Below are 25,089 nucleotides of genomic sequence, written 5' to 3' on the forward strand. Positions count from 1 at the left end.
TATCAAACTGTACCTGCATAAATCAATTCATCCCTTTATTCAGCAACGCCAAAAAATGTTGCAGAACAAGCATCAGATGAAAATGCTAAAACTGCATAGAGCAGCTTAAAACAAAAGCCTTGAGCAACTTGTCTGGCAAATTGGGCGTTAGCACGCTAGCAAAATCAGCACATAATACAATAGCTAGCGTCCATCAAAAGCCATTCATGCCGCAAAATAATCAAACTGCTGTCGAATTCCGCGATGTCACCCTTAGCCGCAATCATCGCTCATTGGTGTCAAATCTTAATTTCACCATCCGCCAAGGAGAAGCATTGGTATTACTTGGGCGCAGTGGTAGCGGCAAAACCACCACAATGAAGTTAATTAATCGCCTATTTACACCTACACAAGGCGAAGTTTTATTTGATGGTATTCCCACAACTCAATGGGATGAAATTAAACTGCGGCGAAAAATTGGTTATGTCATTCAAGAAATTGGTTTATTTCCCCATTTCACTGTTGAACGCAATGTGGGTTTAGTCCCATCTTTGGAAGGTTGGCAACCTAAACAAATCAAAACGCGGGTTTATGAATTATTGCAATTAGTAGGCTTAGAACCAGCACAATTCGCCGGACGTTACCCGAACGAACTTTCGGGAGGACAAAGGCAAAGAGTCGGTGTAGCTAGGGCTTTAGCAGCAGATCCGCCAGTGTTGTTGATGGATGAACCCTTTGGCGCACTCGATCCAATTACGCGCCTAGAACTGCAACAAGAGTTTCGGCATTTGCAGCAAGAGTTAGGCAAAACAGTTGTGTTTGTCACCCACGATATTCAAGAAGCATTTGTCTTGGCATCGAGAATAGGTTTAATGTATGGGGGAGAATTGGTAGTATTGGAGGCAAAGGATGAATTTATGCGATCGCAACATCCAGAAAGCCTTGCCTTTCTCCAATGTCTGCATACCTTGCAAGATACTCTATGAAAAATTTCTTCCTCATTAAGTATGCTCCAGAAATTCTTCAGCATACTCTAGAACACTTGTTTTTGGTAGGCATTGCAATTGGAATTGCTATACTTGTAGGCATTCCATTAGGTATTTTAATTACACGTAAAAGTTATCTCCGCCAACCAATTCTCGGCATAGCAAATATTTTCCAAACTATTCCTAGTTTGGCGCTATTTGGCTTACTCATTCCGGTTCCGATAATTGGTGGAATTGGTGCAGTACCAGCAATTGTTGCCCTGATTGTATATTCGTTGCTACCGATAATTCGTAACACTTACACAGGGATTACTGGTGTAGATCCAGCTATTAGAGAAGCCGGGAGAGGCATGGGGATGACAGATAGACAATTGTTGTTGCAAGTTGAGATTCCCTTAGCACTGGGAGTAATTTTAGCAGGGGTGCGTGTAGCAACGGTAATTGCCATTGGTATTGCAACTATTGCAGCAGCAATTGGTGCTGGTGGTTTGGGAGTATTTATTTTTCGCGGTATATCAGTAGTGAACGATCAGTTAATTTTAGCTGGTGCAGTTCCGGCGGCAGCAATTGCATTACTGGCTGACTTTGCAATTGGTTGGATGGAGAATAAATTAAAAATTAAAAGTTAATGAAAAGATTTTTGGCATTTTGCTTTTTAACTTTTGCTTTGTTATTAGTAATCACTAGCTGTACCCTAAATTCAAATAATAGTAGCAGTGGTAATATTATCGTTGCTTCCAAAGATTTTACTGAACAAGATATTTTAGGTGAACTGTTAGCACAACAAATTGAGACGACAACTAATTTAAAAGTAGCTCGTCGTCCTCGTCTAGGTGGTTCTTTTGTTTGTCATAGTGCTATTACTGCTGGCAAAATTGACGCATATATTGAGTATACAGGCACAGCTTTTACTGGAATTTTAAAGCAAAAAGCAGTTAATGATCCGAAAGAAGTTTATGAAAGGTTGAAACAAGCATACTCCCAGCAATTCAATCTGGAAGTGATGCCAAGCTTGGGTTTTGAAAACACTTTTGCGATGATTGTTCGGGGTAATGATGCCAAGCGCTACAATATTCAAACTCTCTCTGAAGCTACTCAATATACACCACAGTGGCGCGGGGGTTTTGGCTATGAGTTTTTAGAACGGGAAGATGGTTTTCCTGGATTAGCGAAAGCTTACGATTTGCGTTTTGCCAAACCTCCCCAAATTATGGATTTGGGTTTAATATATCGTGCTTTGATTCAAAAACAAGTGGATATGGTGGCGGGTAATTCCACTGACGGACAGATTTCTCGATTGGGTTTAGTTGTCTTGAAAGATGATAAACATTATTTTCCACCTTACGAAACTGTGCCAATTGTTCGACAAGAAATATTAAAAAAATATCCAGAATTAAGAAATGCGATCGCTTCCCTTGCGGGAAAGATTTCGGCAGATGAAATGCGGCAGTTAAATTATTTAGTTGAGGGGGAATTACGTGATATTAAAGATGTTGTCCAGGAGTTTCGCAAATCTAAAGGATTAAAATAATTTGTAATGACGCTCTCTACGAGACGCTCTTGCTAGCTTGCTTCTTTGCAGGAGTACGCGGACTCGCTTTGCGCGTCGCTAACGTAATTCGTAATTAAGGGTTAGGTTATATCTTGCACCTACCTATCCCGCCTGAGAATAAATTTTCACTCTTATAGCCCAAGTCCACGCTTAGTGGACTACAACCCTTACTTAGTCTTCAATAGATAGACTTTAGCTATAAGCCTGGTGAATTCATTCTGAGGCGTTCGTGGGGACTGGTGCAAGTTCTAAGTTAGCCTAAAGCACCGAAAACCTGAAATAAGCTAATGCGCGTCTAGATTGTACATTGCTTAAGGCTTTAATTCCCCTTCAACTCTCAAAATAAGCGAAGGCACAGTATTTTAAAGAACTTGTATAAAATTCTCCCCTGCTTGTATTGCTTTCATGCCAAATGATGTCTTATTGGAATAGCCCGTTGTTTAATCGCTATCACGCCATAAAACTATAAAGTCATTTTTAATTTATTTTTTGAGAGTGATTTGATTGCTCCAGAAAAAATTCTTCAAAAAACGGGTAAAACTTGCGTGCCAAAAACTCAAACTTTTGTCCAATGGAGTCAGGACGAGTTATTTTATATCCTCTGGCATTGAACCAATCATAATTATTAGCTGGCTGATAACGTAGATTAGCCGTGCCATCTTTGTAATAGCCTAATAAAGTCAAAGTAGTGATTTTGGGGAAAAAATTTACTTGAAAATTCTCCAAAGCATGGTTTTGACTTTTGAAAACTATAGTCAAATTGTGATTACCGATTTCTGAGGGCAATAATTTAAACTGACTTTTAGGCAGAACTAAAGCTGCATGAGTACTGCCAATTATCCTTGGCAATAATCGAAATTCCGTCTGAGGAAAGGCGAAAGCAGCAATACTAGTAGTCTCAGATTGAAAATCCGCTTTTACAGTGTAAAGAAGCCTTTCTAAATCCGTGGTTGACATTTTCTTGACCACAACAGTTTAAGTCCCACTTTATCTTGTAAGCAAGCATAATTACGATTAAAGACTCTTGGCTTCTCTTTTAGAGAGAAAATAAGAGTTTTCAAGAGTCAAAACCCGAACTTACGCTTCTGTATTACTCATTGGGATCAGTAAAATCAGAATATGCACGCTTTGAGATGATTAAGAAAATATCACCCTCAACATCTGAGGTAGAAGTTAGAGAAGGTTTATCCCCAGATGATGACGAAAATTAGGTTTGAACTTTCGGTAAAACTATCGAAATATGAAAATATTGCACAAGGGAAATCTGGGTTTGTTCCGGTTGCGGCGAGGTGGGGGAACAGAGCAGTCAAATGCTTGGATAAGCGTTAAGACTGTCCTAAGTCAATTGGTCATCTGTCCTTTGAAATTACAAATGACTAATGACAAATACAACTCTTGCAGAGGCTGCGCCAACGGCAACTCTTGGAGACGCACTGTTAGGTCGCTCAGTACAAGTGACCAATGACAACCTCAAGAGTAAATATACAACTTAAATGCGTAACAGCTTGGTGCGTTACCGAAGCCATAACACACCCTACTGCTGTTCACGCAAAAAGTTCTTTAACCACCTAATGACTTCACTTGTTGTTTGCTCATTGGCCATTTGGAGACATTGCTGCACAATTTCTCTGACGTTAGGAAAGTAGCTGCTTTCTGTAAGAACATAACTTTCTTCCTGCAATCGATAAATTAATAACCGATTACTCTTTAATATCCAAACTTCTGGCACTCGATAAGGTAAAAAATCATTAACGTCGGTGTAGCTTGTCACATCTATTTCAATTGCTAAATCTGGTGGTGGATCTAACTCCCAATTAATTCTTTTTTTGCCTACTACTGCTCTGCAATTTTCAATGTAAAAGCAAAAATCTGGTTCAATACCACTAATTTCTGGCAAGCTCATGGTGATGGGCGTAAATGACTCGTATATGCGGTTTAAATGGTCAAGTAGAGCTATTACTATCAATGCCAATAAACTCGCATCTCTTCCATGCTCTGGTAGCGGTGCCATCAGCAAAATCTCTCCTCTTCGATATTTAATGCGAGGTGAGGAGCGATCGCCTAGTTGCTGACTCAATACTTGATAGTCTTTCCAGCCTCCCAAAAGCTTCAACACCGCGCCAGGTGGTAACTCGATTCTTTCTGGTGTAATTACGGTATCCATAATTAGCTCGCATTATTTACATCGAAGATTGGCGATCGTAAAATTCATTAACTCAATGAACAAATTGTTATTATATAGGACTCGTATTTGATTTTTGAAAAAAATCAGTACACCCCGAAAAAGCTTCTTTACCACTCCCCCACTCCCCCACTCCCTGTCTACGCAAATAATTTCAAAAATCAAAGCGGACTGCTATAGCATTTATAAGTATTATAAAATTTTCAAATCAGATCATAATCAATAATCTCACGCCAAGATGCTAAACAAGTATAAAATTTTAGGATAAATGGTATAAAAATGCTTACTGTTACTAAACCCAAGCAAGTTGCAATTGCAATCTTTTCTTTCAGTGTCTTGCTTTACACCCAAGTCGCCTCAGCTGCTTTAACTTTACCCCTACGCAGCAAAAAGGGGATGGTGGTTTCGGCCAATCCCTTAGCGAGTGAAGCGGGAATTTTGATGTTACGTAAAGGCGGTAATGCAGTGGATGCAGCCGTAGCTACAACCTTTGCAATCTCAGTGGTTGAACCTTTTTCAGCCGGAATCGGCGGCGGCGGATTTTTGCTGATGCATTCTGAGAAAACTGGTGAGATGAAAGCGCTAGATTTCCGCGAACGCGCACCCTTGAAAGCTACAAGAAATATGTATCTAGACGCAAAAGGAAAGGTGCGCCCCAATGCAAGTATTAATGGTTATTTGGCAGTAGGCACACCAGGAACGGTGGCGGGACTTTATGAAGTGCATCGTCGCTATGGTAAGCTTTCTTGGCAAGAGGTAATGAAACCTGCGATCGCACTTGCAAAAGATGGCTTTATTCTTGGCGATGTAGCAACGTGGCGTTCTCTACAAACGAACCAATCCCGCAAGCAAGTAATTCTCAACAATCCAGCAGCGCGGGAAATTTTCACTCGCAATGGTGAGTTTTATCAACCAGGTGACAAGCTAGTGCAGCGTGATTTGGCACGTACTTTAACAGAAATTGCCCAAAATCCCCAAAGTTTTTACACCGGAAGTATTGCTCGTGCGATCGCCTCTGATATGGTAAAAAATGGTGGTTTAATTACTCTAGAAGACCTCAAAGCCTATAAACCAATCTGGCGCAATCCCGTTTGTGGAAACTTTCGTAAATCTAAAATTTGCTCAATGCCACCACCATCATCGGGAGGCGTTCATCTATTGCAGATTTTAAATATTATTGGTGACACTGATTTGAAATCTTTGGGATGGCATCATCCCGACGCTATACATTTAATGGTAGAAGCAATGAAAATTGCTTACGCCGATCGCTCAGAATATTTAGGTGATCCTGATTTTGTTAAAGTTCCTGTACAAGAACTGCTTAGTCCAGCTTACGCCAAAAAACGCCGTCAAGAAATTAATATGCAAGTGGCTAGACCTTCGATCGAGGTCAAGCCAATAGATAAAGAGACACTACAACGTTTTAGTCAAGCTAATAATCAAAGTTTAGGAGAAAATATCATTCCATTATCCGATCGCTCTGTTAAACTGCACGCGACGCGGTATGAATCTCCCCAAACCAGTCATCTTACGGTTGTGGATGAAGAACGCAACGCCGTAAGTCTGACTTTCACGATTAATCTTGGTTTTGGTGCTGGTGTCGTGACACCAGGAACTGGAATTGTCCTCAACAATGAGATGGATGACTTTGCTTCTGCGCCAGGAGTCCCTAATGCCTTTGGTTTGGTTGGTAACGATGCCAATGCGATCGCACCTCGTAAGACTCCTTTATCCAGCATGACTCCGACAATTGTTACAGAAAATGGTCATTTCCGCATGGCAGCAGGTGCGCCTGGTGGTAGCACTATCATCACTCAGGTTTTGCAAGTGATCTTAAATGTGCTGGAATACAACATGGATGTTGGTGCGGCTGTTTCTGTTCCACGCATACATCATCAATGGCTTCCAGATGAGTTGCGCGTCGAATCCTGGGGTTTAGATGCTCCCACTGTGCAAGACTTACGCCGTCGGGGACACAAAATAAAGGAAACTATTCCTTGGGGTAATGGTAATGCGATCGCTGTAACATCTGATGGAACTTTAGAAGGGGCCGCCGATCCTCGCGGTGAAGGTTCCCCCAGAGGTTTGTGAGCGAGTGAGAGACTAGGAAGACGCAGAGAAGCCAAGAATCACAAATGACTAATGACCAATGACTATTGATTTTGGGCTGTTGACTCTACGTAGCTGCTACTGCCGAACTCATTTGCCCGTGCGCTAGGTACTAGTGTCCAACCTGCTTTAAGAAGTTTTTGATAAGTTGCCCAACCTTTAGAACCACCTGGTATTTGATAATCTGGGACTATAAAACCTCTAAAAGCTGTGTAAGGACGCCAAGGTTGATTAGGTTCTGTCTGCAAATACAAAATTTTCTCTCCGTCGCCACCAAACTTAGATAACCAGCACATTTGTCGATGCATTGCAAACTCCTTGTACTTTTAGCTAACATGCATATTAACAGATTTTTGTCAAGCTAATTATCACCCTTCTGGGATACTTTTTTGCCTAATACTTTAGACAAAGCGTAATTAAGTTCTATCCATTTCAAGATAGTTACTTAACAAGTCATAGCTTGAAAGACATCTGCTAGAGGGACACGAAGATAAACAGCTTTGCCTCACCTTATTTATCGGGTGAGATTTTTCTAATGTATCCGCGTTTTTTGGGATTGTGTGTAACAATAACTACTATTTTTGCTGAAGTTCGTAATTAGACTATTTGTTTTTCTGATTAGATACATACAGACTATTGCCAATTTCGGAAACTACTTATAAAACTAGATAAGTCGGCATGATAAAACCCGTCTATGTTTAGTTTTATCAAAACCGTGGAATAACCAATGCATAAGCTATTGGGTGATTTTATGTTTCGTCACATAGCTTGATTTTTTAACACTGACTTACTTTATATCAACCCTCTCTCTTCGTCCTCTTTTTTTGGCGAAGGTATTGACGAGCACTAGTATATTCTTTAAGGAAATATTGAATTTAAGATGAAAACCATCGATAAATATATAATTCAAAAGCAAATTCAACTAGCTAAACACCCACTTTTCATCCAAATTACTAGAGAAAATTCTCTAGAAAATATAAAAGTGTTGGCTCAATACTTGAGCTTCTGGGTTATGTCTTTTCAGGACGTAATACGAATAAACGAGCTACAAATTACTGATAGTAAAATCCGTAAAGTTGCTCACCATCATTTAGTCGAGGACATGGGGCACGAGCAATGGTTTTTAAGCGATCTTCAAGAGATGAAAGTTGAAGAGCCGAATCTTAAACTACTATATAGCCGGGATTATCTTTTCACCCGTGATGCTACCTATGCCATAATATCGGAGGTTTTTCGAGCCAGTAGTGATATTGAAAGAGTTGCTCTGATAATGAGTCTTGAGTCTACAGGTCACATCTTTTTTGAGTACACTGCAAGCTTGGTGAAACAAGTCGGTTATTCTAGTAAACTCAAATACTTCTCAATACATCATTTAGATATTGAAAAGAATCACGAACTTTTTGAGCAGGAAATGCAAAAATTTTTAAATAGTATTCATCTTTCTGAAGATGAAGAGAAAAAAATTTGTAAGATCGTTGATCGTGTGTACCAAGCTTTTACAATTATGTTTGATGGCTTTAAGCTTTTATTGGGCAAACGGGGCAAGGCTAAAGCTTTGTTAAGTTAATAGAGAGCGTAAACCCCAACAAAATTTCCTTAAAGATCATTTATGAAATGAGAATAAAATTGTGTTAGCCGTATATAGCAGTCCTAAATCATTCGATTCAAAGCCCTTCTCCTGCAAGGAGAGAGGTTTTCCAGATCCCGTGAAAAGTCAGATTCCTATATATCAAGATATGTTTAGTACAAAAACATCATATCAGCGCCTAAGAGGAAGTTTGAAAAGTACTTTTGATTAAGCCGGAGTTGCAGTTGCGCCTAGCGCAACCGCCATCTCCTAGTCTGCCTTCGCATTCAATATGAAATTGGTCTTTGATAACCTGTAACTTGGGTTATCAGAAAGAGGGAGCATACAACTTATCGCCGACAATCTGGCGAATTGTCTCTACTAGTTGAGTGTATGCAAAGTCGGATAAAACTGGTTTTGATCCTTGCAAGTTAATTGGTTGATCTAAATCAATCCATGACTTGCAACCACCGTATTTAGGATGATAGGGAATTTCTTGTTGGGGTAGTTTATATGTCCGCAGGAGGAGAATATAAAGCGGCTGGCGTGGTTTCCATTTGAGGCGATCGCTAATAAAATGCTCGTTCCAAATATGGAAGGGAAGCAATGTGTTGACAATAGACTCATCGCTAACTGGCAAAATATCTGTAATTTCAGCCCAACTGCCGATAGGCACTTTCTCTGGATGCCAACCTGATGTTACTGGATAAACACGATTAGCATACTCAGCTTTCAGCATGAAAGCTTGTTGATGTTCATAAGTAGGGTAAAGCAAAATTTGCTTGTGGGCAACTTGGAAATGTCCATTTCGTTCATGGATACCGCCTTTGCGGAGCAACATAATTGTTTTGCCACTTTCTAAAGCATTTATGGCAACTGCCCATTCTTTGAGAGCATGAAAAGTTGTAGTCAATTCCATCAGCATCTACTGTAACTCTGATTTAATTTCAAGCTAAAACCGATAACGTGTGAAACTATCTAGGGGAATGAATTAGGAAGCAAGTAGTTATGGAAAAGCGTTCACTAGGTACTTCTAAAGTCCAAATCACACCCATCCTTATGGGAACTTGGCAAGCTGGTAAAAGAATGTGGGTGGGAGTTGAAGATGCTGACTCGATTAAAACGATTCGAGCCGCTTATGAAGCTGGTATCACGACAATTGATACTGCTGAAGCTTATGGTCAAGGACACTCTGAGCAAATTGTCGCTGAAGCTTTATCTGATGTACGCGATCGCGTGGAATATGCCACAAAAGTTTTTGCTAACCATCTAAAGTATGAACAAGTCATTGAAGCTTGCGATCGTTCCCTAACCAACCTGAAAACTGATTACATTGATCTTTACCAAATACATTGGCCCTCCGGTGCTTTCAATAGTGAAATAGTACCTATTGAGGAAACTATGAGCGCTCTTAACCTGCTTAAAGAGCAAGGTAAAATTCGAGCTATTGGTGTTTCCAATTTTTCCCACGCTCAGTTGGCAGAAGCAGCAAGTTATGGACGTATTGATAGTTTACAACCACCCTATTCTTTATTCTGGAGACAGGTAGAACAAGATATATTGCCCTATTGTATCGAAAATAATATTTCTATCCTCGCTTATTCGTCTTTAGCACAGGGGTTGTTAACAGGTAAATTTGCTCATGGTCATAAATTTGATCCGGCAGATAACCGTGCTAAAAATAAACTGTTTCAAGGCGAAAACTTTGAACGTGCTCAACAGGCGCTACAACAACTGCGTCCCATAGCCCTTCTTCATAATTGTACACTTGCTCAGTTAGCTTTAGCGTGGTTAATTGCTCAACCCCAAACAAATGCGATCGCTGGGGCGCGTTATCCCGAACAAGCACGAGACAACGCATTAGCCGCTCAAATTAAGCTTTCCGCCGCCCAATTGGCAGAAATTGATGCCATTGGACGTATTGTTACCGACCATCTGGATAACAGTCCAATTATGTGGAATTGATAACAATGCAGTTTGGTTAGTCATGCTTATCTCTCCAAGATCCCCTCAACTCTCTTAAAAAGATAGTTGGGGATCAAATCTCTGGAGCTAAATTGCAAAATCTAACAAAACGTCAACTTTAGTAAACTAGGGGTTGCAACTGACAAACTAAGTGATAACTTAAATAGTAGGACACCAAACAAAAAACCAAACTAAAAGGGTAAATGACTTAGTGTCCCCTGTCATCAACCCAAGCAAATTTCAGCAGATCAAATGAAGTGGTAAAAAGCCGAATGTAGAAGGCAAGCCCAAATCCTAAAGCGGAAAAACGCAATAATGCTGAGTTTGTTCGTCGTTTAGTCAACCTTAGTTATTAAGTTTTAATTACTTAACTTAGTTTAACAATTTGAACCCTGTAAACTCGATAAAACCTGGTCAACCTCGACCAGGTTTTTGGTATTTTATTGTAATAAAACAGGAGTCAGAATTCAAAATTCAGAATTCAGAATACTCTACCCACAAGGGGATAGAGTTTTAATTACGAAAAATATTTATTTTAGTTTCGCCCACCAGGGGGGAAAGTGCGTAGCGGGAGAAAGTACGGTTTTAACCAATATTCAGACGTTCGCAGACTCGCTACCGCTACGCTATCACCCACTCGTACAGAATTCATGCTGAATTATGACCGGAGGCGGAGCGTCTTTGGCTCCGCTTTTGAGTTCTGAATTCTTCTCATAAACTTTTTTAGTACGGCAGGGAGTGCTGGAATTCAGGCTTGAGGAGCCAGTTGTGAGACTAGTACCGCAAGGCGGAAGTCACGCATTCAAAAGTCAAAAGTCAAAAAGCTTTAATTTTGGGCTTTGTGGCTGTAATGAAATGGTAGGTTTATTTACGCTGTGCTGTACTAAGACATTAATAAAAGACAGTTAATGTGCCCAAGAAACCTAAAACCTTTTGGTTAGGGGACTTGACTTATTTGTACTTATAAAAATAAGCCTACTTAGTGGGCTGATTTTTTGCAATATCAACTCACATAAGATTGTGAGAGCTACGGTATGAGCAATGGATGCAAATGGTAACATTACCCTGGTAGCCTAAATACCTACAGTTAATCCTGTGCGTTCCTGGTTATTAGTTACCTCTGTCATGTTTATGGCTATAAAAACTAGGGTTTTTGGTGCGAATTCTGTAAAAGTTAAAAAGCAAAAGCAGCCAGGGAATTGGCAGAAAACCACGCTGACTCAGTTTTTACGCTTGCCTTTGTACTTCCTGATAGCTCTGCTATGCATTCTTGATTCACCCGTGCTGGCAAAAGTTCCTAGCTCAATTAATTTATTATCTCAACTACCAATTCACAATCTTACGTCGCTGGCTGTGGTCGCTGACCCAGCCTCACTAATAGAGCAGAGTAAAATTTTATATAACAACGGAAACTTTACTAAGGCGGTAGAAGTGTTACAACAGGCTGTCCAAGTATATAAGCAGCAAGGGGAGAGCATCAGACTGGCAGCAACACTAAGTAATCTTTCTTTAGCTTACCAACAACTCGGTGCATGGAATCAGGCACAGCAGGCAATTACAGAGAGCTTAAATTTGCTCAAAGTACAGGATGAAAATCAAAATCTGCAAATATTTGCCCAATCACTGGATATTCAAGGTCGTCTCCAACTGACAATGGGACAGGCGGAGGCGGCTTTAGCAACTTGGCGGCATACAGAAAAAATTTACAGGCAAGCAAATAATCAAAGCGGCGTGGTGCGATCGCTAATCAATCAAGCACAAGCATGGCAAACCCAAGGATTTTATCCTCGCGCTCTCAAAACACTCGATCATGTTAGTGAGACATTAAAATCTCAACCAGACTCTATAGAAAAGACAGTGAGTTTGCGATCGCTCGGTGATGCGCTTTTAGTAGTGGGGAATTTGGAAAAGTCACGTCAGGCACTAGAAGAAAGTCTGATGATTGCTCGAAATCTGCAATCAAGCGTTGATATTGGAGCCAGTCTGTTCAGCCTGGGGAATAATGCTCTTAAACAACAAGACAAACCAAAGGCGATCGCCTTTTATCAACAAACAGTTGCAGCATCTCCCTCACCCATTACAAAAGTCCAAGCGCAACTAAATTACTTGGGAGTACTCATTGAAGATCAACGAGCCGCAGAGATTCAAACTCTCTTGCCGTTGATTAAGTCCCAAATCGACCAACTCCCCCTCAGCCGTGCGAGTATTTACGCTCAAGTAAACTTTTCTCAAAGTCTAGCAAAAGTCAAGAGTGGTATATTGCACGCATCCAGTCAGAATTACTACAAAGCATTCAGTACCAAAGACTCAGCAGTATTACTCGCCAGCGCCATCCAGCAATCCCGCAGTTTAGGGGACAAGCGGGCAGAAGCCTATGCACTGAAGAGTTTAGGAGGCTTGTACGAAGAAACTAAGCAGTGGTCAGAGGCGCAAGAGCTTACCCGGCAAGGATTAGCTTTGGCACAGAGCAGCAATGCACCAGAAATTACCTATACCTTAGAGTGGCAATTAGGTAGATTGCTGTGGGCACAAAAAGATATTAATGGTGCGATCGCGGCTTATGATGCTGCTGTGGCAACTCTCCAATCTCTTCGCAGAGATTTAGTAGCCAATAAAGATGTAGTAAACCAGGATGTGCAATTCAACTTCCGGGACAGCGTGGAACCCGTCTACCGAGAGTCAGTAGAGTTACTGCTGAAATCCCAAGAAGGAAAATCACCAGATGAAAAAATATTGGAGAAAGCACGAGAGCGCATTGAAGCACTTCAAATAGCAGAATTGAACGACTTCTTCCAGCAAGCTTGCCTACAAGGTCAGAGAGTATCCCTCGATCAAGTGGTAGATAAAGATAATCCCACAGCTGCTATTCTTTATCCGATTATCCTTCCTGACGAACTCCAGGTAATTGTCAAAATTCCCAAACAACCCCTACAAAACTACAGTAACAAGATATCCCAAGCAGATGTAGAGAAACTTTTAGTAGAACTGCGAAAAAATCTTGTCAATCCCACCGCTACTAACGCAGTTCAAACCCAAGCACACCAAGTTTACGACTGGCTGCTCAAACCCATTGAGTCACAATTGCAAAAAAGTGGGGTAGATACCCTAGTGTTTGTCCTGGATGGCGCGTTACGCAATTTACCAATGGCCGCTCTCTATGATGGTAAGCAATATTTGGTAGAGAAATATGCAATTACTCTAAGCGTGGGTCTGCAACTCCTTGACCCTAAACCGCTAGTACAACAGCAATTAAGGGCGCTAACCGCAGGACTGACTCAGCCGCCACCAGGTTTTTCTAAGTATGCACCGTTGCTTGCGATCAAATCTGAATTCGACGGCATTATTAAAGCAGGAGTCTCGACCACTAGCTTAATAGATAGAGATTTTAAGAAAAAGAATTTAGAGAGTGAAATTGCTGATACTTCATTCAACATAGTGCATTTAGCAACCCACGGTCAGTTTAGTTCCCGCCTTGAAGACACTTTTATTTTGGATTTTGATGGTCAGATCAACGTCAAAGATTTTGATACTCTCTTCCGCAGTCAGGGCAAAACCATAGTAGAGTTATTAGTTTTGAGTGCTTGCCAGACAGCGACAGGAGACAAACGTGCAGCACTGGGTCTTGCAGGAGCAGCTGTACGAGCTGGGGCACGCAGTACCATAGCGTCCCTGTGGCAGATTGATGATCGCTCGACAGCAATGTTTGTTAGTGCCTTCTATCGAGAACTCAAGAGGAGCAAAATTAGCAAAGCCGAAGCTGTTCACCGTGCCCAGCTAGAACTGCTGAAACATCCTAACTACAAAGCACCAAGCTTTTGGTCTGCTTATGTGTTGATTGGGAATTGGTTGTAATTTGGAGATAAACTAAATGAGCCGTTTTTTTGTCGCCCTTTTACCACCACAAGACATTCAAGACTACGCCAACCAGATTAAGCAATACTTCGCTGATCGCTATGCTAGTAGCGGAGCGCTAAAATCTCCGCCTCATATTACCCTGCAACCACCTTTTGAATGGGCAGATGATAACTTGCCACTGTTAAAAGCATCCTTGAAGAAATTTGCTAATAGACAACAGCCAGTAGCAATTACACTCAAGGGGTTTGATGCCTTTGTGCCCCGTGTCATATACATTAATGTAGTCATAAGTCAAGAACTTTTGACTTTGCAAGCTGATTTAATGGCTTATGCAGAAAGCAACTTGGGAATCGTTGACAAGGTTTCTAAAACTCGCCCTTTTGCCCCCCATATAACGGTTGCGTTTCGAGATTTAACAAAGCAAAACTTTAGAGATGCTTGGCCAGAGTTTGAAAAGCGTCAGTTGCATTTTGAGTTTACTGCCGACAAATTAACATTACTGCTTCACGACGGTAAGCGGTGGAATATTAAATCGGAGTTTGGTTTTCTGAGCAATGAGTAAGTCTAAAGTGTATGGTTACATTACTTTTACTTTAGCTTTGCCTGCGAGTCATAGCCCAATACAGTTCAGTTAAGCTTTTTTTTCTCCCCCTGCTTCCCCTGCCTCCCTTAACAGATAAATGCCTCAAAGAGTTACACCTTGGGTCACGCATCGCTTAAAGTTTGGAACACCCTGCAAACAAGACATGTTAGATTTATTTATTTATTTATACTTACATAATTTTTGTAAACCAAGATACATTAAATGGTAGTTTAGTAGCAAAGGAACCAAAAAGTATGGCTGTTAGTAGTCCTGAAGTCATCCGTCATATATTGATTGGGCTGGGATATTTAGCTCCTGAAATAGACCCTAACCCGGATCTGACTAAATTTGCTCCCTGGAAACGGAATAACAACTCCTTGACAGATGATGCTACCGAAGAAGCAATTAAAAAGTTTCAGAAACAGTATCCACAAAAACTTAGGGTTAATGGTAACGCTGATGCCCAAACTCGAAGTGTAATGGAAGAAACAGTCATCGGACTTCAGAATAGATTAAAGTTTCACGGTTTTGCCACTAATGCCGAAATTCCAAAAGACTTGCCTTTTTATGGGCCAGCCACTTATACAGCAGTCAAGAAATTTCAGAAATCTCAGGGTTTAACTGAAAATGGCATTGCCACTATTGAACAGCGTCAAATTCTACAGCAACCTACTCTCACAAACAAGCCGCAGTCGCAGCCACAGTCACAGATTAAGCTGATAGATTTATTGGCTCAATTCAAAAAGAATCCTCAAAATCCTTCTTACATTGCAGCCCTAAATAACTTACAACAAAATCTACCCAAAGACGTTTTGCACAAAGTTACTAACAAATGGAGGGGGACAAACGATCAAAATCCTGAGATTGTCAAGTTGACGAATCTATTCACTTATTATGATGACAACAATCAAAACCATCGTGATGCACTAACTCACTTACAAAGTCAGATCACCCCAGCTATCTATAAAGAATTTATTAATCTCTGGAATAAGAAGTAAACTAACCGTAAAAGTCATGTCCCGCCTGGAACTTTAGTTCCAAGCGGGTGAGTCAGCCAACAGTTAAGCTATTCAAACTGTTTACGCCTCGACGGAGTAAAGCAGCATTTATTTTCTTAAACAGTCGATAATGTAAATAAATGTAAAAAATCCTCAGGCAGGACAAAAGCATCTATGCGTGTAATTTTGATGACCGGTAAAGGCGGTGTGGGCAAAACTTCCGTTGCTGCTGCGACTGGACTCCGTTGTGCGGAACTAGGGTATCAGACATTGGTTTTAAGTACAGATCCCGCTCATTCGCTGGCAGACAGTTTTGACATAGAACTAGGACATGCACCCCAAAAAATTCGCCCAAATCTGTGGGGTGCAGAATTGGATGCTCTGCAAGAACTTGAGGGAAACTGGGGTGCGGTGAAACGTTATATTACCCAAGTTTTACAGGCAAGGGGTTTAGACGGCATACAGGCAGAAGAATTGGCAATTTTACCAGGCATGGATGAGATTTTTGGCTTGGTAAGGATGAAACGCCATTACGATGAAGGTGAGTTTGATGTTTTAATTATTGACTCAGCCCCCACCGGAACTGCACTACGCTTGCTAAGTTTACCTGAAGTCGGTGGCTGGTATATGCGCCGTTTTTACAAACCATTTCAAAACATCTCGGTAGCACTTCGCCCTCTGGTTGAACCTTTTTTTAGACCAATTGCTGGTTTTTCGCTACCAGATAAAGAGGTGATGGATGCACCTTATGAGTTTTATGAACAAATTGAAGCTCTGGAAAAAGTATTAACAGACAATACTCAAACTTCAGTGCGTCTGGTAACTAATCCCGAAAAGATGGTGATTAAAGAGTCTTTGCGGGCCCATGCTTATCTGAGTTTGTATAATGTGGCAACAGATTTAATTGTGGCTAATCGAATTATTCCCCGCGAAGTGCAAGACCCATTTTTCCAACGCTGGAAGGAAAGTCAGGAGCAATATCGTCAGGAAATTCATGATAATTTCCACCCTCTACCTGTGAAAGAAGTTCCTCTATTTTCTGAGGAAATGTGCGGTTTAGCTGCCTTAGAACGCCTGAAAGAAACTCTTTATAAAGATGAAGATCCAACTCAGGTTTATTACAAAGAAACGACTATGAGAGTCGTACAAGAGCAAAACCAATACAGCTTAGAAATTTATTTACCTGGGATTCCGAAAAACCAAGTTCAACTGAGTAAGAATGGAGACGAATTAAACATTACTATTGGTAACCACCGTCGTAATTTAGTTTTACCGCAGGCCTTAGCAGCACTACAACCAGGAGGGGCAAAGATGGAAGACGACTATCTTAAAATTCGCTTTGCTGACAATATAAAGGTTTAATGTTGCTACGGCAATGTTTGACAAAAAGTCAAAACTAAAAAACAAGAATCTTTTTTTGTAGCTAGTACAGACGCAATTTTTTAGCGTCTGTTTTTGTGATAATTGGGTGAATTTTTATAAAAGGTAAATAAATATTTGTATTAATGATTTGCCCGTAGTTTCACTGAAGACAAATTGATTAAATAAATTTCAAAATGGCTTTAGATTTAATTATGTCACTTTGCAAATTATTAATTGATTTTGCTATAAGCAATGACCTCCAACCCTGAACAAGATTTGCCGTTATGTCGTCATGAAGAAAGTTTACTACGCCGCATTACAAACCGTATCCGGCGAAGCTTAGAGTTTGAAGAAATTATCACAGTGACGACGGCAGAAGTGCGATCGCTCCTAAAAACTGACCGAGTGATGATTTACAAATTTCATGCCAATGGTAGTGGTCAAGTGATTGCTGAGTCAATTTACAACAATCGTTTACCGTCACTACTGGGGCTGAATTTCCCTGCTGACGATATTCCACTCACCGCCCGTGAACTATTTATCAAATCACGGGTGCGTTCTGTTACCAATGTTGATACTCAAGAGATTGGTCAAAGTCACCTCCTTGATTTGGAAAATGGAGAAACTCTATCAGAGGAAATCCGTTACCGTCCTGTAGACCCATGTCATGTTGAATACTTGAGTGCAATGGGGGTCAAATCTTCTGTAGTAGCACCCATTATCTATCAAGATCAACTTTGGGGGTTGCTGGTGTCTCATAATTCTGAAACGCGTTTGATTTCAGAATATGAACTAGAAGCATTACAGATGGTAGTCGAGCAGCTGTCAGTGGCGATCGCTCAAAGTACACTGCTCGCTCAAGTCCGCAAAACAGGCGAACAAGAAGCGATCGTTAACCGCATTGCTACCCTACTACATTCATTACCAACAATTGTATTACAACCAGCCCTAGAAGCGGCTGTTGCTGCCTTTAATGGCATTGGTGGACGGCTTTGCATTAGAAATGCAAGTGTTGATTTCCACAATGGCAATGTGACCAGCTTAACAGAATGCTTGATACCAGGAAATACTTGTATCAAGCTTTATATCTGTGGACAGCAACCTGTAATGCCAGAACAAACCATATATCCATTGATAGAGCAGTATAGCGTCTGGCAGGAACACTACAAGTCTGGGAAATACGATACTTGGGCGATTTCAGATATATATCAAACTCCTAGCTTGCGAAGTTTGCAACCCACTTTTCAAGCAACTAAAATTCGCAGCATGTTGATGATCCCACTTCAGTATCGTCAGCAATTGCTGGGCTATTTAAGTATTTTCCGCAACGAAATAGATACAGAAACCCTATGGGCGGGGCAGTATGACAGCGATCAAAGGCAGCTTTACCCCCGTTTATCGTTTGAGGTTTGGCGCGAATCTAAAAAAGCACAAGCTCAAAAATGGACAGTCGAAGAAATTGATCTAGCTACAGACATCGGTAAACATTTTGCTTCAGCAATTCAGCAGTATGAACTATACCAACAAGTACAAACCTTCAATGAAAATTTAGAAAAACAAGTTAAAAGACGCACAGTTGAGTTACAACGGACAGCTGAACAAGAACAGGCTGTGTTTAAAGTTATTGCCGAGATTCGGGAATCTCTTGACACAGATACCATTTTTCAAACAACTACTAAAGAAGTTTGTCAATTAATCAAAGCCGATCGCGTTTCTGTTTATCGTTTTGATTCTAATTGGGGTGGTGAATTTGTCGGGGATTTTGAGGCTGCTAGTCCCTACTGGTCGAATGAGTCTGAACTAGGTGTTAATACAGTTTGGAATGATACCTACTTACAAGATACACAGGGAGGACGCTACCGCAACAATGAAACTTTTGCAGTCGATGACATTTACAAGATGGGCTTTGCTCAGTGTCATATCGACAATCTAGAACAGTTTCAAATTTACGCTTTTGTGCTTGCTCCGATTTTTGTTGGGCAAAAACTTTGGGGTTTGTTGGCAACTTATCAACACACTGGGCCTCGGCAATGGAAAGCCTCTGAAGTTAACTTTCTCAGTCAAATTGCTGGTCAAATGGGCGTAGCACTCCAGCAAGCTGATTTACTTACTCAGACACGACAACAGACGTTAAATTTGCAACAAGCAGCAGAACAACAACGAGTATTGTTTGAAGTTGTTGCCAAAGTTAGGGAATCTCTTGATCTAGATGCAATTTTTCAGACAACTACCCAAGAAATCTGTAAATCACTACAAGCAGATCGAGTTGCAGTTTACCGCTTTCATGCTGATTGGAGTGGTGAATATATCGCCGAGTTTGTGGTTGATGGCTGGGTAAAGTTAGTAAGCTCTGATACTAATACAGTTTGGCAAGATAGCTATTTGCAGGAAACCCAAGGTGGGCGATATCGTCATAATGAAACCTTTGCAGTTGATGACATCTATCAAGCCGGCCATTCTGAGTGCCACGTTACGGCTCTGGAGGAATTACAGGCAAGGGCTTATGCGATCGCACCTATATTTATCGGGCAACAGCTATGGGGCTTACTAGCAGCTTACCAGAACTCTGCACCCCGCCATTGGGAAGCATCGGAAATTAAGTTCATCACTCAAATTGCCAATCAGCTTGGGGTTGCACTTAAACAAGCGCAATTGCATAATCAAACCAAAGAGCAGACAGAAAAGCTGACTCAAGCTCTGCATGATTTAAAGCAAACTCAAACCCAACTGATCCAAACTGAGAAAATGTCCTCACTGGGTCAACTAGTAGCTGGTATTGCTCACGAAATTAATAACCCGGTAAACTTCATCTATGGCAACATTAATCATGTCAACGATTACGCCGAAGATTTACTCAGTATACTAAATCTCTATTTGCAAAGTACTCCTAATCCCAGTCTTGAGATACGCGATCGCGCCTTCGAGGTAGACTTAGAATTTCTGCTCGAAGATTTGCCCAAAACTTTATCTTCCATGAAAATTGGAATTGATCGCATTCGGCAAATTGTCTTGAGTTTACGAAATTTCTCTCGCCTTGACCAGGCAGAAATGAAGCCAGTTAATATTCACGAGGGTATTGATAGCACCTTGCTAATTTTGCAGCATCGCTTAAAAGCAAAACCAGAAAGTCCAGCGATTCAATTAGTCAAAGAGTACAGCGACTTGCCCTTAGTAGAGTGCTATGCTGGACCACTGAATCAGGTATTTATGAATGTTGTAAGCAATGCGATTGATGCCCTAGAAGATTACAGGGAATCTCAATCATCAAAACCTGATACTAGTCAAATTACCATTGGTACTGCTCTTGGAGAGCTTGAAGGCAATGTTAAGAGCGTAGTAATTCGCATAAGAGACAATGGTCCAGGAATACCGGAAGCCCTAAAAGCAAGAATCTGCGACCCATTTTTCACTACTAAGCCAGTGGGGAAAGGCACTGGCTTGGGGTTGTCAATAAGTTATCAGATTGTCGTAGATAAACATGGTGGTGTGTTTAAATGTGATTCTCAGCCGGAGTTAGGTACAGAATTTTGGATTGAAATTCCGATTAAACAAATCACCAAATCGCACCATCAACTCGCGTAGGTTGGTTTTATGCATTCAAAACTCACTTCTGGAACTACTTAGAGAGCGGATGGTAGGTTTAGTTCCCATCCATTTACCAGTCGATATAGTACACTCCCTCTGGTATTTTTCCATCAATGGGATGCTCTCTGTAATTCCTACAATTGATTCATTTGTAGAAACATAATCAATTAAATTAACCGTTGGCGAATAAAATAGGAGAATCAAGAATTTTCAACTGGATCAATAGTATAATCAACAGTGTATAAGCTGTTGAAGAAATTAGACCCGTGACTAATTCTTTTTTAAGATTATGCTCTTGAGGTTCTTTTTGAAAAATGTCTTTAGAACCGAATTGCATAAAGAGGATTCCCACAATATTAGAGAGCCAGTATCCTATAATTGAACAAGGTAAAAGTAATTTTGGGGAAAGTAAACTACATGCATACCCAAAACCATAAGCTATTGGCAAATTAAATAGTAGGTCATTCCACCAACATAGTGGTGACAATAAATATCCTAATACTAAAAAGAATCCACCTCTGAGTTTTTTGAAAATGTCTTTTTTGAACTCTTTTGGAGTTGACTGTTGTGAGTCCTCCAGAGTTGTGTCTCTTGCTACATTCAACTCTTGGCTGACGTTTTGGACGCTTTCCATAAAAACCCACTATTCTCATCGACTTAGTGTAGTTTAATATAGAAACTCAACCAAAGTCTAGTACAGAAGTGATGAAATTTTGGCTTTTTGATGCTGAAAGTTTTACTACTGGATAGTTTCAGCAAAATAGAAGTTTAACTCAAATGCTATTGTGCGGTGATTTATACCAGAGATGCATGAGTGTGTAGCCCGTCGTAGTCATCGCATCTTGTAAAATCTGAGTTTTATCTATGATGTTTAAGCAGAATAGAAGGATTTAAAGCCAATTGAGACACTCACCGCGAGTTGTCGCTCAATAGGTTTCAAAATCAAACTATATCTTTTTAAATCATAGCATAGAATGAAATCCAGCACCGATACTGCAACAACCAAAGCCTGCTTAGGCTGGGGTAAGTCAATGTTGAGTAGCATAATTTTGATTTTGCATATAGCTGGGGCAGAAATTTGAATTAATAATAGCTACAATAAAATTAATGAGGCATCTTAATAGAAAAATGACAGATTTAACTCCAAATAGCACATTTTTAATAGCAGGAATTGTTTTTATAACGATTGCCGTCATCGGGCAATCTAAATTAGGTTTTATTGAAATTAATCCAGGTTGTTTTGGCAGATTTTTGGCTCTATTGATTGGAATTTCGAGCCTATTATATGCTTTAGGATTATTCAATCTTTCAACAGTCAGCTTTGACTTCTTAAGAACTTCTCTGCTAGAACAAATTAAACAGGGTATAAGTTCAGTAAATGACCTTTTGCAAGGCTCGTAACAGGTCTAGAAAATGAGCTTTTTGTAAGGGTAAAATCAAATTTTTACCCCTTTTTTAATATTTTTAATAATAAGCCCCTACAAGACTGTAAATCAAAATAGTCATTACTAATAAAGTAACAATCACATAGATAAATTCTCGCTGTAATAAGAAAGTCAATAGGGAAATGAAAACACGCACAATTGGAGTAGCAATTAGTAGTAACAGTCCGAGTTGAATAATGGCGCGTAGGCGTAGCCCGTCGTAGGCATCGCTACCTGATAAAACTGCTTTTACTACACCTGCTGGTGAGCGAAATTCCGATGGTTCTCCCCGAAAAAAGTGATATCCAGCAGGTTCAGCACCATGATGAATCAAGTAGAGTATACCCCCCAGCAAAACGACAGCACTAGCTATCAAAACGCCATATTTCATAAAATTACTGAGCAAATATTCCAATTGCTGCTCACTTGATGTTTTTGTCAAATTCTTGTTAACATCAATCTCACAATTATTAGGCAATTGTGCTACTGTGTTACTGGAGTGTTCTAATTGCTCGATATTAGAGTCTATATCTTTCTGCGGTAAGGTTAGTGTAACCACTTCAATATCAGGTTGTGTGAGGAATGTCCAGCGAAAGCTATTATTAAATTTATACATTTTACAACCCCCCTATTAAACTGTTGTAGACCATTTTCAAAGCCATTAGCACTAGCACAACACTGAAGATAATTCTCAAAATTTGCGTTCTAGCGCCTGTAAGGACTCGTGCGCCCAAGAAAGCACCAGGTAATACCCCTAACATTACCGGCATGGATAATCCTGGATCGATATAGCCGCGTGCTAGATAAACTCCAGCTGATGCTGCTGCTGTCACGCCGATCATAAAATTGCTAGTGGTAGTAGAAACTTTGAAGGGTAGCCGCATAGTTTGATCCATCGCCAATACTTTAAATCCCCCGGAACCAATACCAAGCAACCCAGAAAGCACTCCAGCTATTAACATCACACCAAATCCCATTGGTACTGAATGGACTTGATAAGACATCACTCCATCAGGAGTTGGATAAGTACTATTCAGTTTCAAATAATTTGCTATGGGATCTGCTACTTCATCTTCAATATGTTCTATTCTGGGACGTTGTGAAAGGTATGCTGAATAAATGAGGACGATCGCTAGTACAATAGTTAGAGCTTTCACAGACACAAAAGTAGCGATCATTGCTCCTGCGATCGCACCAACGGTTGTGGCTACTTCTAAAAACATTCCCAATCGCAAATTGGTATAGCCTTTTTTAATGTAGGTAGATGCTGCACCCAAAGAAGTTGCAATTACAGATACTAGTGAAGCACCAACGGTATAACGAATATCAACGCCAAATACTGAAGTTAATAACGGAACAATTACTACTCCACCTCCTAACCCAGTTAGCGCCCCTAACAAGCCAGCGCTAAATGAACCAATCCAAATTAATAATGAAAATTCTAAAATAGTCAAATTTACTTCCTCTTTTTTTACATGTATATCAAGATGCCAATATACTTTTTGTATCATTGAAAACTTAATTTTAAGTTGATTACTGGCTTATAAAAGAGCGTGCCAGTACTTCTGAGAAAGAAAGACAATGTCAGAAACCCCACGCCTAAAGGCGGGGGCTTGAAAAGCCCAATCTGACCAGATTAAGCCTTAAGTGGCTACGTTATAAACAAGCGTTTAATACATACCAGGGGATGCGTAGCTAGTCCCTTGCTCTATAACCGAACAGTTAAATATCTGTACAAGGGTTAAAGAAGTGCTGTTTGGAAAGTAGCAACCTATAACATTATCGTTCGCGCAGCGTCTCCCCTTGGGAGAAGCTAACATTGGACTATATGTTCAAAATATTCGTTCTAGCCCGCCTTAGAATAGACATCTCCAGAAATTAAATATGCGTTATCTAGAACCCTTGTAGAGACGTAGCAATGCTACGTCTCTACATCCTTTTTTGGAGATGTTTAATAAATTCTGAGTCTAATAGCGAAAGTTGTCTAAAGACGACTAAGAAAAACTTATAGTTTAATTTTTGTCTGTGTCTATGCGTCAGCCTAAACAATAAGCCTTTAAGCGGACATAATATTACTCCTTAGTTATTAACTCTCTTTCTTCAGGCAGTAAGGTAGTTTCATGCTCAGGGCGTTCGCCATCTACCGATTTGGCTATAGTTCTATAGGGTTTGATAATTAGACTGACGCCAATTGTCCAACCTAATGCAACCATCCAACCTGCGAGAACGTCACTGGGAAAATGTACCCCCAGATAGAGACGACACCACCCAATAGCTATTATGTATGAGCTGCCGAAGATGAGAACTAACCAGCGCCGGGAGCTATCCCAAGTTAAAAATAGCAAAATTGCTACTACAGTTATACTCGTCATAGCATGACCACTGGGAAATGCAAAACTAGACTCAGGCGCAATGGACTGCCACAATTGTGGACGCACTCGATGCATTAATTCCTTTGCTGTGCGGTTGATGATCACACTTCCCACTGAGGCGGTGAGTAAATAAGCTAGCGATCGCCAGCGTTTTTGAATTAATAATATGAGTGCGATCGCACCTACAATCGGTACCGCCGTCCTAGGCTCTCCAATTCTCGCTAGCGTCACGGCTAAAACATCAAGCTGTGAGTTTGCTGTAGAATGAACTGCTAACAAAATAGGCACATCCCACGGGAAGCCAGCTTTATCCTCCCATATCTTCACTGTCAGAATTTCAAAAACCTGCAAAGGTAAGTATACTCCTATCAAGAGGAGTAAAAGCGATCGCCAACGGGCAATCAACAGGTTTTTGAGAAAAGAAAGAGGCGACTGACTCTCTTGATTAGCTTTTTTCACTTTTTCCATATTAAGTTCTTGTAATCAATTAACTAGAATTTGTTTCTTAGTGTCATCTATCAGTAGATAGTTTTAGTTACTTTGACTTATGAACACAAAACAAATTTAATA

The 25,089-nt window shown here is 40.5% G+C and carries 20 protein-coding genes; 12 read left to right on the forward strand and 8 right to left on the reverse strand.

Annotated features, from left to right (window positions below; genetic code table 11):
- Window positions 1-206: 206 nt before the first annotated feature.
- From ACFE90_RS10505 to ACFE90_RS10515, 3 genes are read left to right on the forward strand one after another with little or no spacing between them, the layout of a single operon-like run.
- Window positions 207-965 carry an ATP-binding cassette domain-containing protein gene (locus ACFE90_RS10505; protein ID WP_375500191.1) on the forward strand — a complete coding sequence of 253 codons (759 nt, stop codon included), beginning with the start codon at window positions 207-209 and terminating at the stop codon, window positions 963-965.
- Entirely contained in the window at window positions 962-1,594 is a 633-nt protein-coding gene (locus ACFE90_RS10510; protein ID WP_109010884.1) for an ABC transporter permease, read from the forward strand. Before ACFE90_RS10505 ends, ACFE90_RS10510 begins: the two co-directional genes overlap by 4 nt.
- On the forward strand, window positions 1,594-2,496 hold the full coding sequence (locus ACFE90_RS10515; protein ID WP_375500193.1) for a glycine betaine ABC transporter substrate-binding protein: 903 nt from the start codon (window positions 1,594-1,596) through the stop codon (window positions 2,494-2,496). Before ACFE90_RS10510 ends, ACFE90_RS10515 begins: the two co-directional genes overlap by 1 nt.
- Window positions 2,497-2,994: 498 nt before the next feature.
- On the opposite strand, the gene ACFE90_RS10520 is transcribed toward ACFE90_RS10515, so the two are convergent.
- Both ACFE90_RS10520 and ACFE90_RS10525 read right to left on the reverse strand, forming a co-directional pair.
- The gene (locus ACFE90_RS10520; RefSeq protein WP_375500195.1) at window positions 2,995-3,474 is read right to left on the reverse strand and encodes a hypothetical protein; all 480 of its coding nucleotides are present in this window, start codon (window positions 3,472-3,474) and stop codon (window positions 2,995-2,997) included.
- Window positions 3,475-4,051: 577 nt separating this feature from the next.
- The gene (locus ACFE90_RS10525) at window positions 4,052-4,681 is read right to left on the reverse strand and encodes a Uma2 family endonuclease (protein ID WP_375500197.1); all 630 of its coding nucleotides are present in this window, start codon (window positions 4,679-4,681) and stop codon (window positions 4,052-4,054) included.
- Between the two features lie 297 nt (window positions 4,682-4,978).
- On the opposite strand from ACFE90_RS10525, the gene ggt reads away from it, so the two are divergent.
- Window positions 4,979-6,790: a gamma-glutamyltransferase gene (ggt, locus tag ACFE90_RS10530; RefSeq protein WP_375500199.1), complete on the forward strand. Its 1,812-nt coding sequence runs from the start codon at window positions 4,979-4,981 to the stop codon at window positions 6,788-6,790.
- Between the two features lie 62 nt (window positions 6,791-6,852).
- Here ggt and ACFE90_RS10535 read toward each other — a convergent pair whose 3' ends face one another.
- On the reverse strand, window positions 6,853-7,116 hold the full coding sequence (locus ACFE90_RS10535; protein WP_375500201.1) for a hypothetical protein: 264 nt from the start codon (window positions 7,114-7,116) through the stop codon (window positions 6,853-6,855).
- Between the two features lie 572 nt (window positions 7,117-7,688).
- On the opposite strand from ACFE90_RS10535, the gene ACFE90_RS10540 reads away from it, so the two are divergent.
- The gene (locus tag ACFE90_RS10540; protein ID WP_375500203.1) at window positions 7,689-8,375 is read left to right on the forward strand and encodes a hypothetical protein; all 687 of its coding nucleotides are present in this window, start codon (window positions 7,689-7,691) and stop codon (window positions 8,373-8,375) included.
- A 328-nt stretch (window positions 8,376-8,703) separates the two neighbouring features.
- On the opposite strand, the gene ACFE90_RS10545 is transcribed toward ACFE90_RS10540, so the two are convergent.
- The gene (locus tag ACFE90_RS10545; protein WP_375500205.1) at window positions 8,704-9,300 is read right to left on the reverse strand and encodes a DUF1802 family protein; all 597 of its coding nucleotides are present in this window, start codon (window positions 9,298-9,300) and stop codon (window positions 8,704-8,706) included.
- An 83-nt stretch (window positions 9,301-9,383) separates the two neighbouring features.
- On the opposite strand from ACFE90_RS10545, the gene ACFE90_RS10550 reads away from it, so the two are divergent.
- From ACFE90_RS10550 to ACFE90_RS10575, 6 genes are all read left to right on the forward strand, one after another.
- Entirely contained in the window at window positions 9,384-10,340 is a 957-nt protein-coding gene (locus ACFE90_RS10550; protein ID WP_375500207.1) for an aldo/keto reductase, read from the forward strand.
- A 1,125-nt stretch (window positions 10,341-11,465) separates the two neighbouring features.
- A complete protein-coding gene (locus ACFE90_RS10555) occupies window positions 11,466-14,192 on the forward strand; it encodes a CHAT domain-containing protein (protein ID WP_375500246.1) in 2,727 nt (908 codons plus the stop codon).
- A 16-nt stretch (window positions 14,193-14,208) separates the two neighbouring features.
- On the forward strand, window positions 14,209-14,757 hold the full coding sequence (locus ACFE90_RS10560) for a 2'-5' RNA ligase family protein (RefSeq protein ID WP_375500209.1): 549 nt from the start codon (window positions 14,209-14,211) through the stop codon (window positions 14,755-14,757).
- Between the two features lie 275 nt (window positions 14,758-15,032).
- Complete coding sequence (locus tag ACFE90_RS10565; RefSeq protein WP_375500211.1) at window positions 15,033-15,776, forward strand: peptidoglycan-binding protein; 744 nt, start codon at window positions 15,033-15,035, stop codon at window positions 15,774-15,776.
- A gap of 174 nt (window positions 15,777-15,950) precedes the next feature.
- Window positions 15,951-17,138 (forward strand): TRC40/GET3/ArsA family transport-energizing ATPase, encoded by a 1,188-nt coding sequence (locus tag ACFE90_RS10570; RefSeq protein WP_229556380.1) that lies wholly within the window; start codon window positions 15,951-15,953, stop codon window positions 17,136-17,138.
- Between the two features lie 252 nt (window positions 17,139-17,390).
- The gene (locus ACFE90_RS10575; protein WP_375500214.1) at window positions 17,391-20,720 is read left to right on the forward strand and encodes a GAF domain-containing protein; all 3,330 of its coding nucleotides are present in this window, start codon (window positions 17,391-17,393) and stop codon (window positions 20,718-20,720) included.
- Window positions 20,721-20,895: 175 nt separating this feature from the next.
- On the opposite strand, the gene ACFE90_RS10580 is transcribed toward ACFE90_RS10575, so the two are convergent.
- Window positions 20,896-21,357, reverse strand: a complete 462-nt coding sequence (locus ACFE90_RS10580; protein ID WP_375500216.1) for a hypothetical protein — start codon at window positions 21,355-21,357, stop codon at window positions 20,896-20,898.
- 494 nt (window positions 21,358-21,851) lie between these two features.
- On the opposite strand from ACFE90_RS10580, the gene ACFE90_RS10585 reads away from it, so the two are divergent.
- A complete protein-coding gene (locus ACFE90_RS10585) occupies window positions 21,852-22,124 on the forward strand; it encodes a hypothetical protein (RefSeq protein WP_375500218.1) in 273 nt (90 codons plus the stop codon).
- 63 nt (window positions 22,125-22,187) lie between these two features.
- Here the strand turns inward: ACFE90_RS10585 and ACFE90_RS10590 are convergent, their stop codons facing one another.
- The 3 genes from ACFE90_RS10590 to ACFE90_RS10600 all read right to left on the reverse strand — a co-directional run bounded on the left by ACFE90_RS10590 (window position 22,188) and on the right by ACFE90_RS10600 (window position 24,987).
- Window positions 22,188-22,763, reverse strand: a complete 576-nt coding sequence (locus tag ACFE90_RS10590; protein ID WP_375500220.1) for a DUF1634 domain-containing protein — start codon at window positions 22,761-22,763, stop codon at window positions 22,188-22,190.
- 1 nt (window position 22,764) lies between these two features.
- The gene (locus ACFE90_RS10595) at window positions 22,765-23,601 is read right to left on the reverse strand and encodes a sulfite exporter TauE/SafE family protein (RefSeq protein WP_375500222.1); all 837 of its coding nucleotides are present in this window, start codon (window positions 23,599-23,601) and stop codon (window positions 22,765-22,767) included.
- 618 nt (window positions 23,602-24,219) lie between these two features.
- Window positions 24,220-24,987: a phosphatase PAP2 family protein gene (locus tag ACFE90_RS10600; protein WP_375500224.1), complete on the reverse strand. Its 768-nt coding sequence runs from the start codon at window positions 24,985-24,987 to the stop codon at window positions 24,220-24,222.
- Window positions 24,988-25,089 lie beyond the last annotated feature (102 nt).

This window comes from uncultured Nostoc sp. (assembly GCF_964245445.1).
In the GTDB taxonomy this organism is placed as follows: domain Bacteria; phylum Cyanobacteriota; class Cyanobacteriia; order Cyanobacteriales; family Nostocaceae; genus Nostoc.

Coding starts and splice junctions, on each gene's coding strand:
- ACFE90_RS10505 (WP_375500191.1), top strand. CDS start 207: ATGCCGCAAAATAATCAAACTGCTGTCGAATTCCGCGATGTCACCCTT.
- ACFE90_RS10510 (WP_109010884.1), top strand. CDS start 962: ATGAAAAATTTCTTCCTCATTAAGTATGCTCCAGAAATTCTTCAGCAT.
- ACFE90_RS10515 (WP_375500193.1), top strand. CDS start 1,594: ATGAAAAGATTTTTGGCATTTTGCTTTTTAACTTTTGCTTTGTTATTA.
- ACFE90_RS10520 (WP_375500195.1), bottom strand. CDS start 3,474: ATGTCAACCACGGATTTAGAAAGGCTTCTTTACACTGTAAAAGCGGAT.
- ACFE90_RS10525 (WP_375500197.1), bottom strand. CDS start 4,681: ATGGATACCGTAATTACACCAGAAAGAATCGAGTTACCACCTGGCGCG.
- ggt (WP_375500199.1), top strand. CDS start 4,979: ATGCTTACTGTTACTAAACCCAAGCAAGTTGCAATTGCAATCTTTTCT.
- ACFE90_RS10535 (WP_375500201.1), bottom strand. CDS start 7,116: ATGCATCGACAAATGTGCTGGTTATCTAAGTTTGGTGGCGACGGAGAG.
- ACFE90_RS10540 (WP_375500203.1), top strand. CDS start 7,689: ATGAAAACCATCGATAAATATATAATTCAAAAGCAAATTCAACTAGCT.
- ACFE90_RS10545 (WP_375500205.1), bottom strand. CDS start 9,300: ATGCTGATGGAATTGACTACAACTTTTCATGCTCTCAAAGAATGGGCA.
- ACFE90_RS10550 (WP_375500207.1), top strand. CDS start 9,384: ATGGAAAAGCGTTCACTAGGTACTTCTAAAGTCCAAATCACACCCATC.
- ACFE90_RS10555 (WP_375500246.1), top strand. CDS start 11,466: ATGTTTATGGCTATAAAAACTAGGGTTTTTGGTGCGAATTCTGTAAAA.
- ACFE90_RS10560 (WP_375500209.1), top strand. CDS start 14,209: ATGAGCCGTTTTTTTGTCGCCCTTTTACCACCACAAGACATTCAAGAC.
- ACFE90_RS10565 (WP_375500211.1), top strand. CDS start 15,033: ATGGCTGTTAGTAGTCCTGAAGTCATCCGTCATATATTGATTGGGCTG.
- ACFE90_RS10570 (WP_229556380.1), top strand. CDS start 15,951: ATGCGTGTAATTTTGATGACCGGTAAAGGCGGTGTGGGCAAAACTTCC.
- ACFE90_RS10575 (WP_375500214.1), top strand. CDS start 17,391: ATGACCTCCAACCCTGAACAAGATTTGCCGTTATGTCGTCATGAAGAA.
- ACFE90_RS10580 (WP_375500216.1), bottom strand. CDS start 21,357: ATGGAAAGCGTCCAAAACGTCAGCCAAGAGTTGAATGTAGCAAGAGAC.
- ACFE90_RS10585 (WP_375500218.1), top strand. CDS start 21,852: ATGACAGATTTAACTCCAAATAGCACATTTTTAATAGCAGGAATTGTT.
- ACFE90_RS10590 (WP_375500220.1), bottom strand. CDS start 22,763: ATGTATAAATTTAATAATAGCTTTCGCTGGACATTCCTCACACAACCT.
- ACFE90_RS10600 (WP_375500224.1), bottom strand. CDS start 24,987: ATGGAAAAAGTGAAAAAAGCTAATCAAGAGAGTCAGTCGCCTCTTTCT.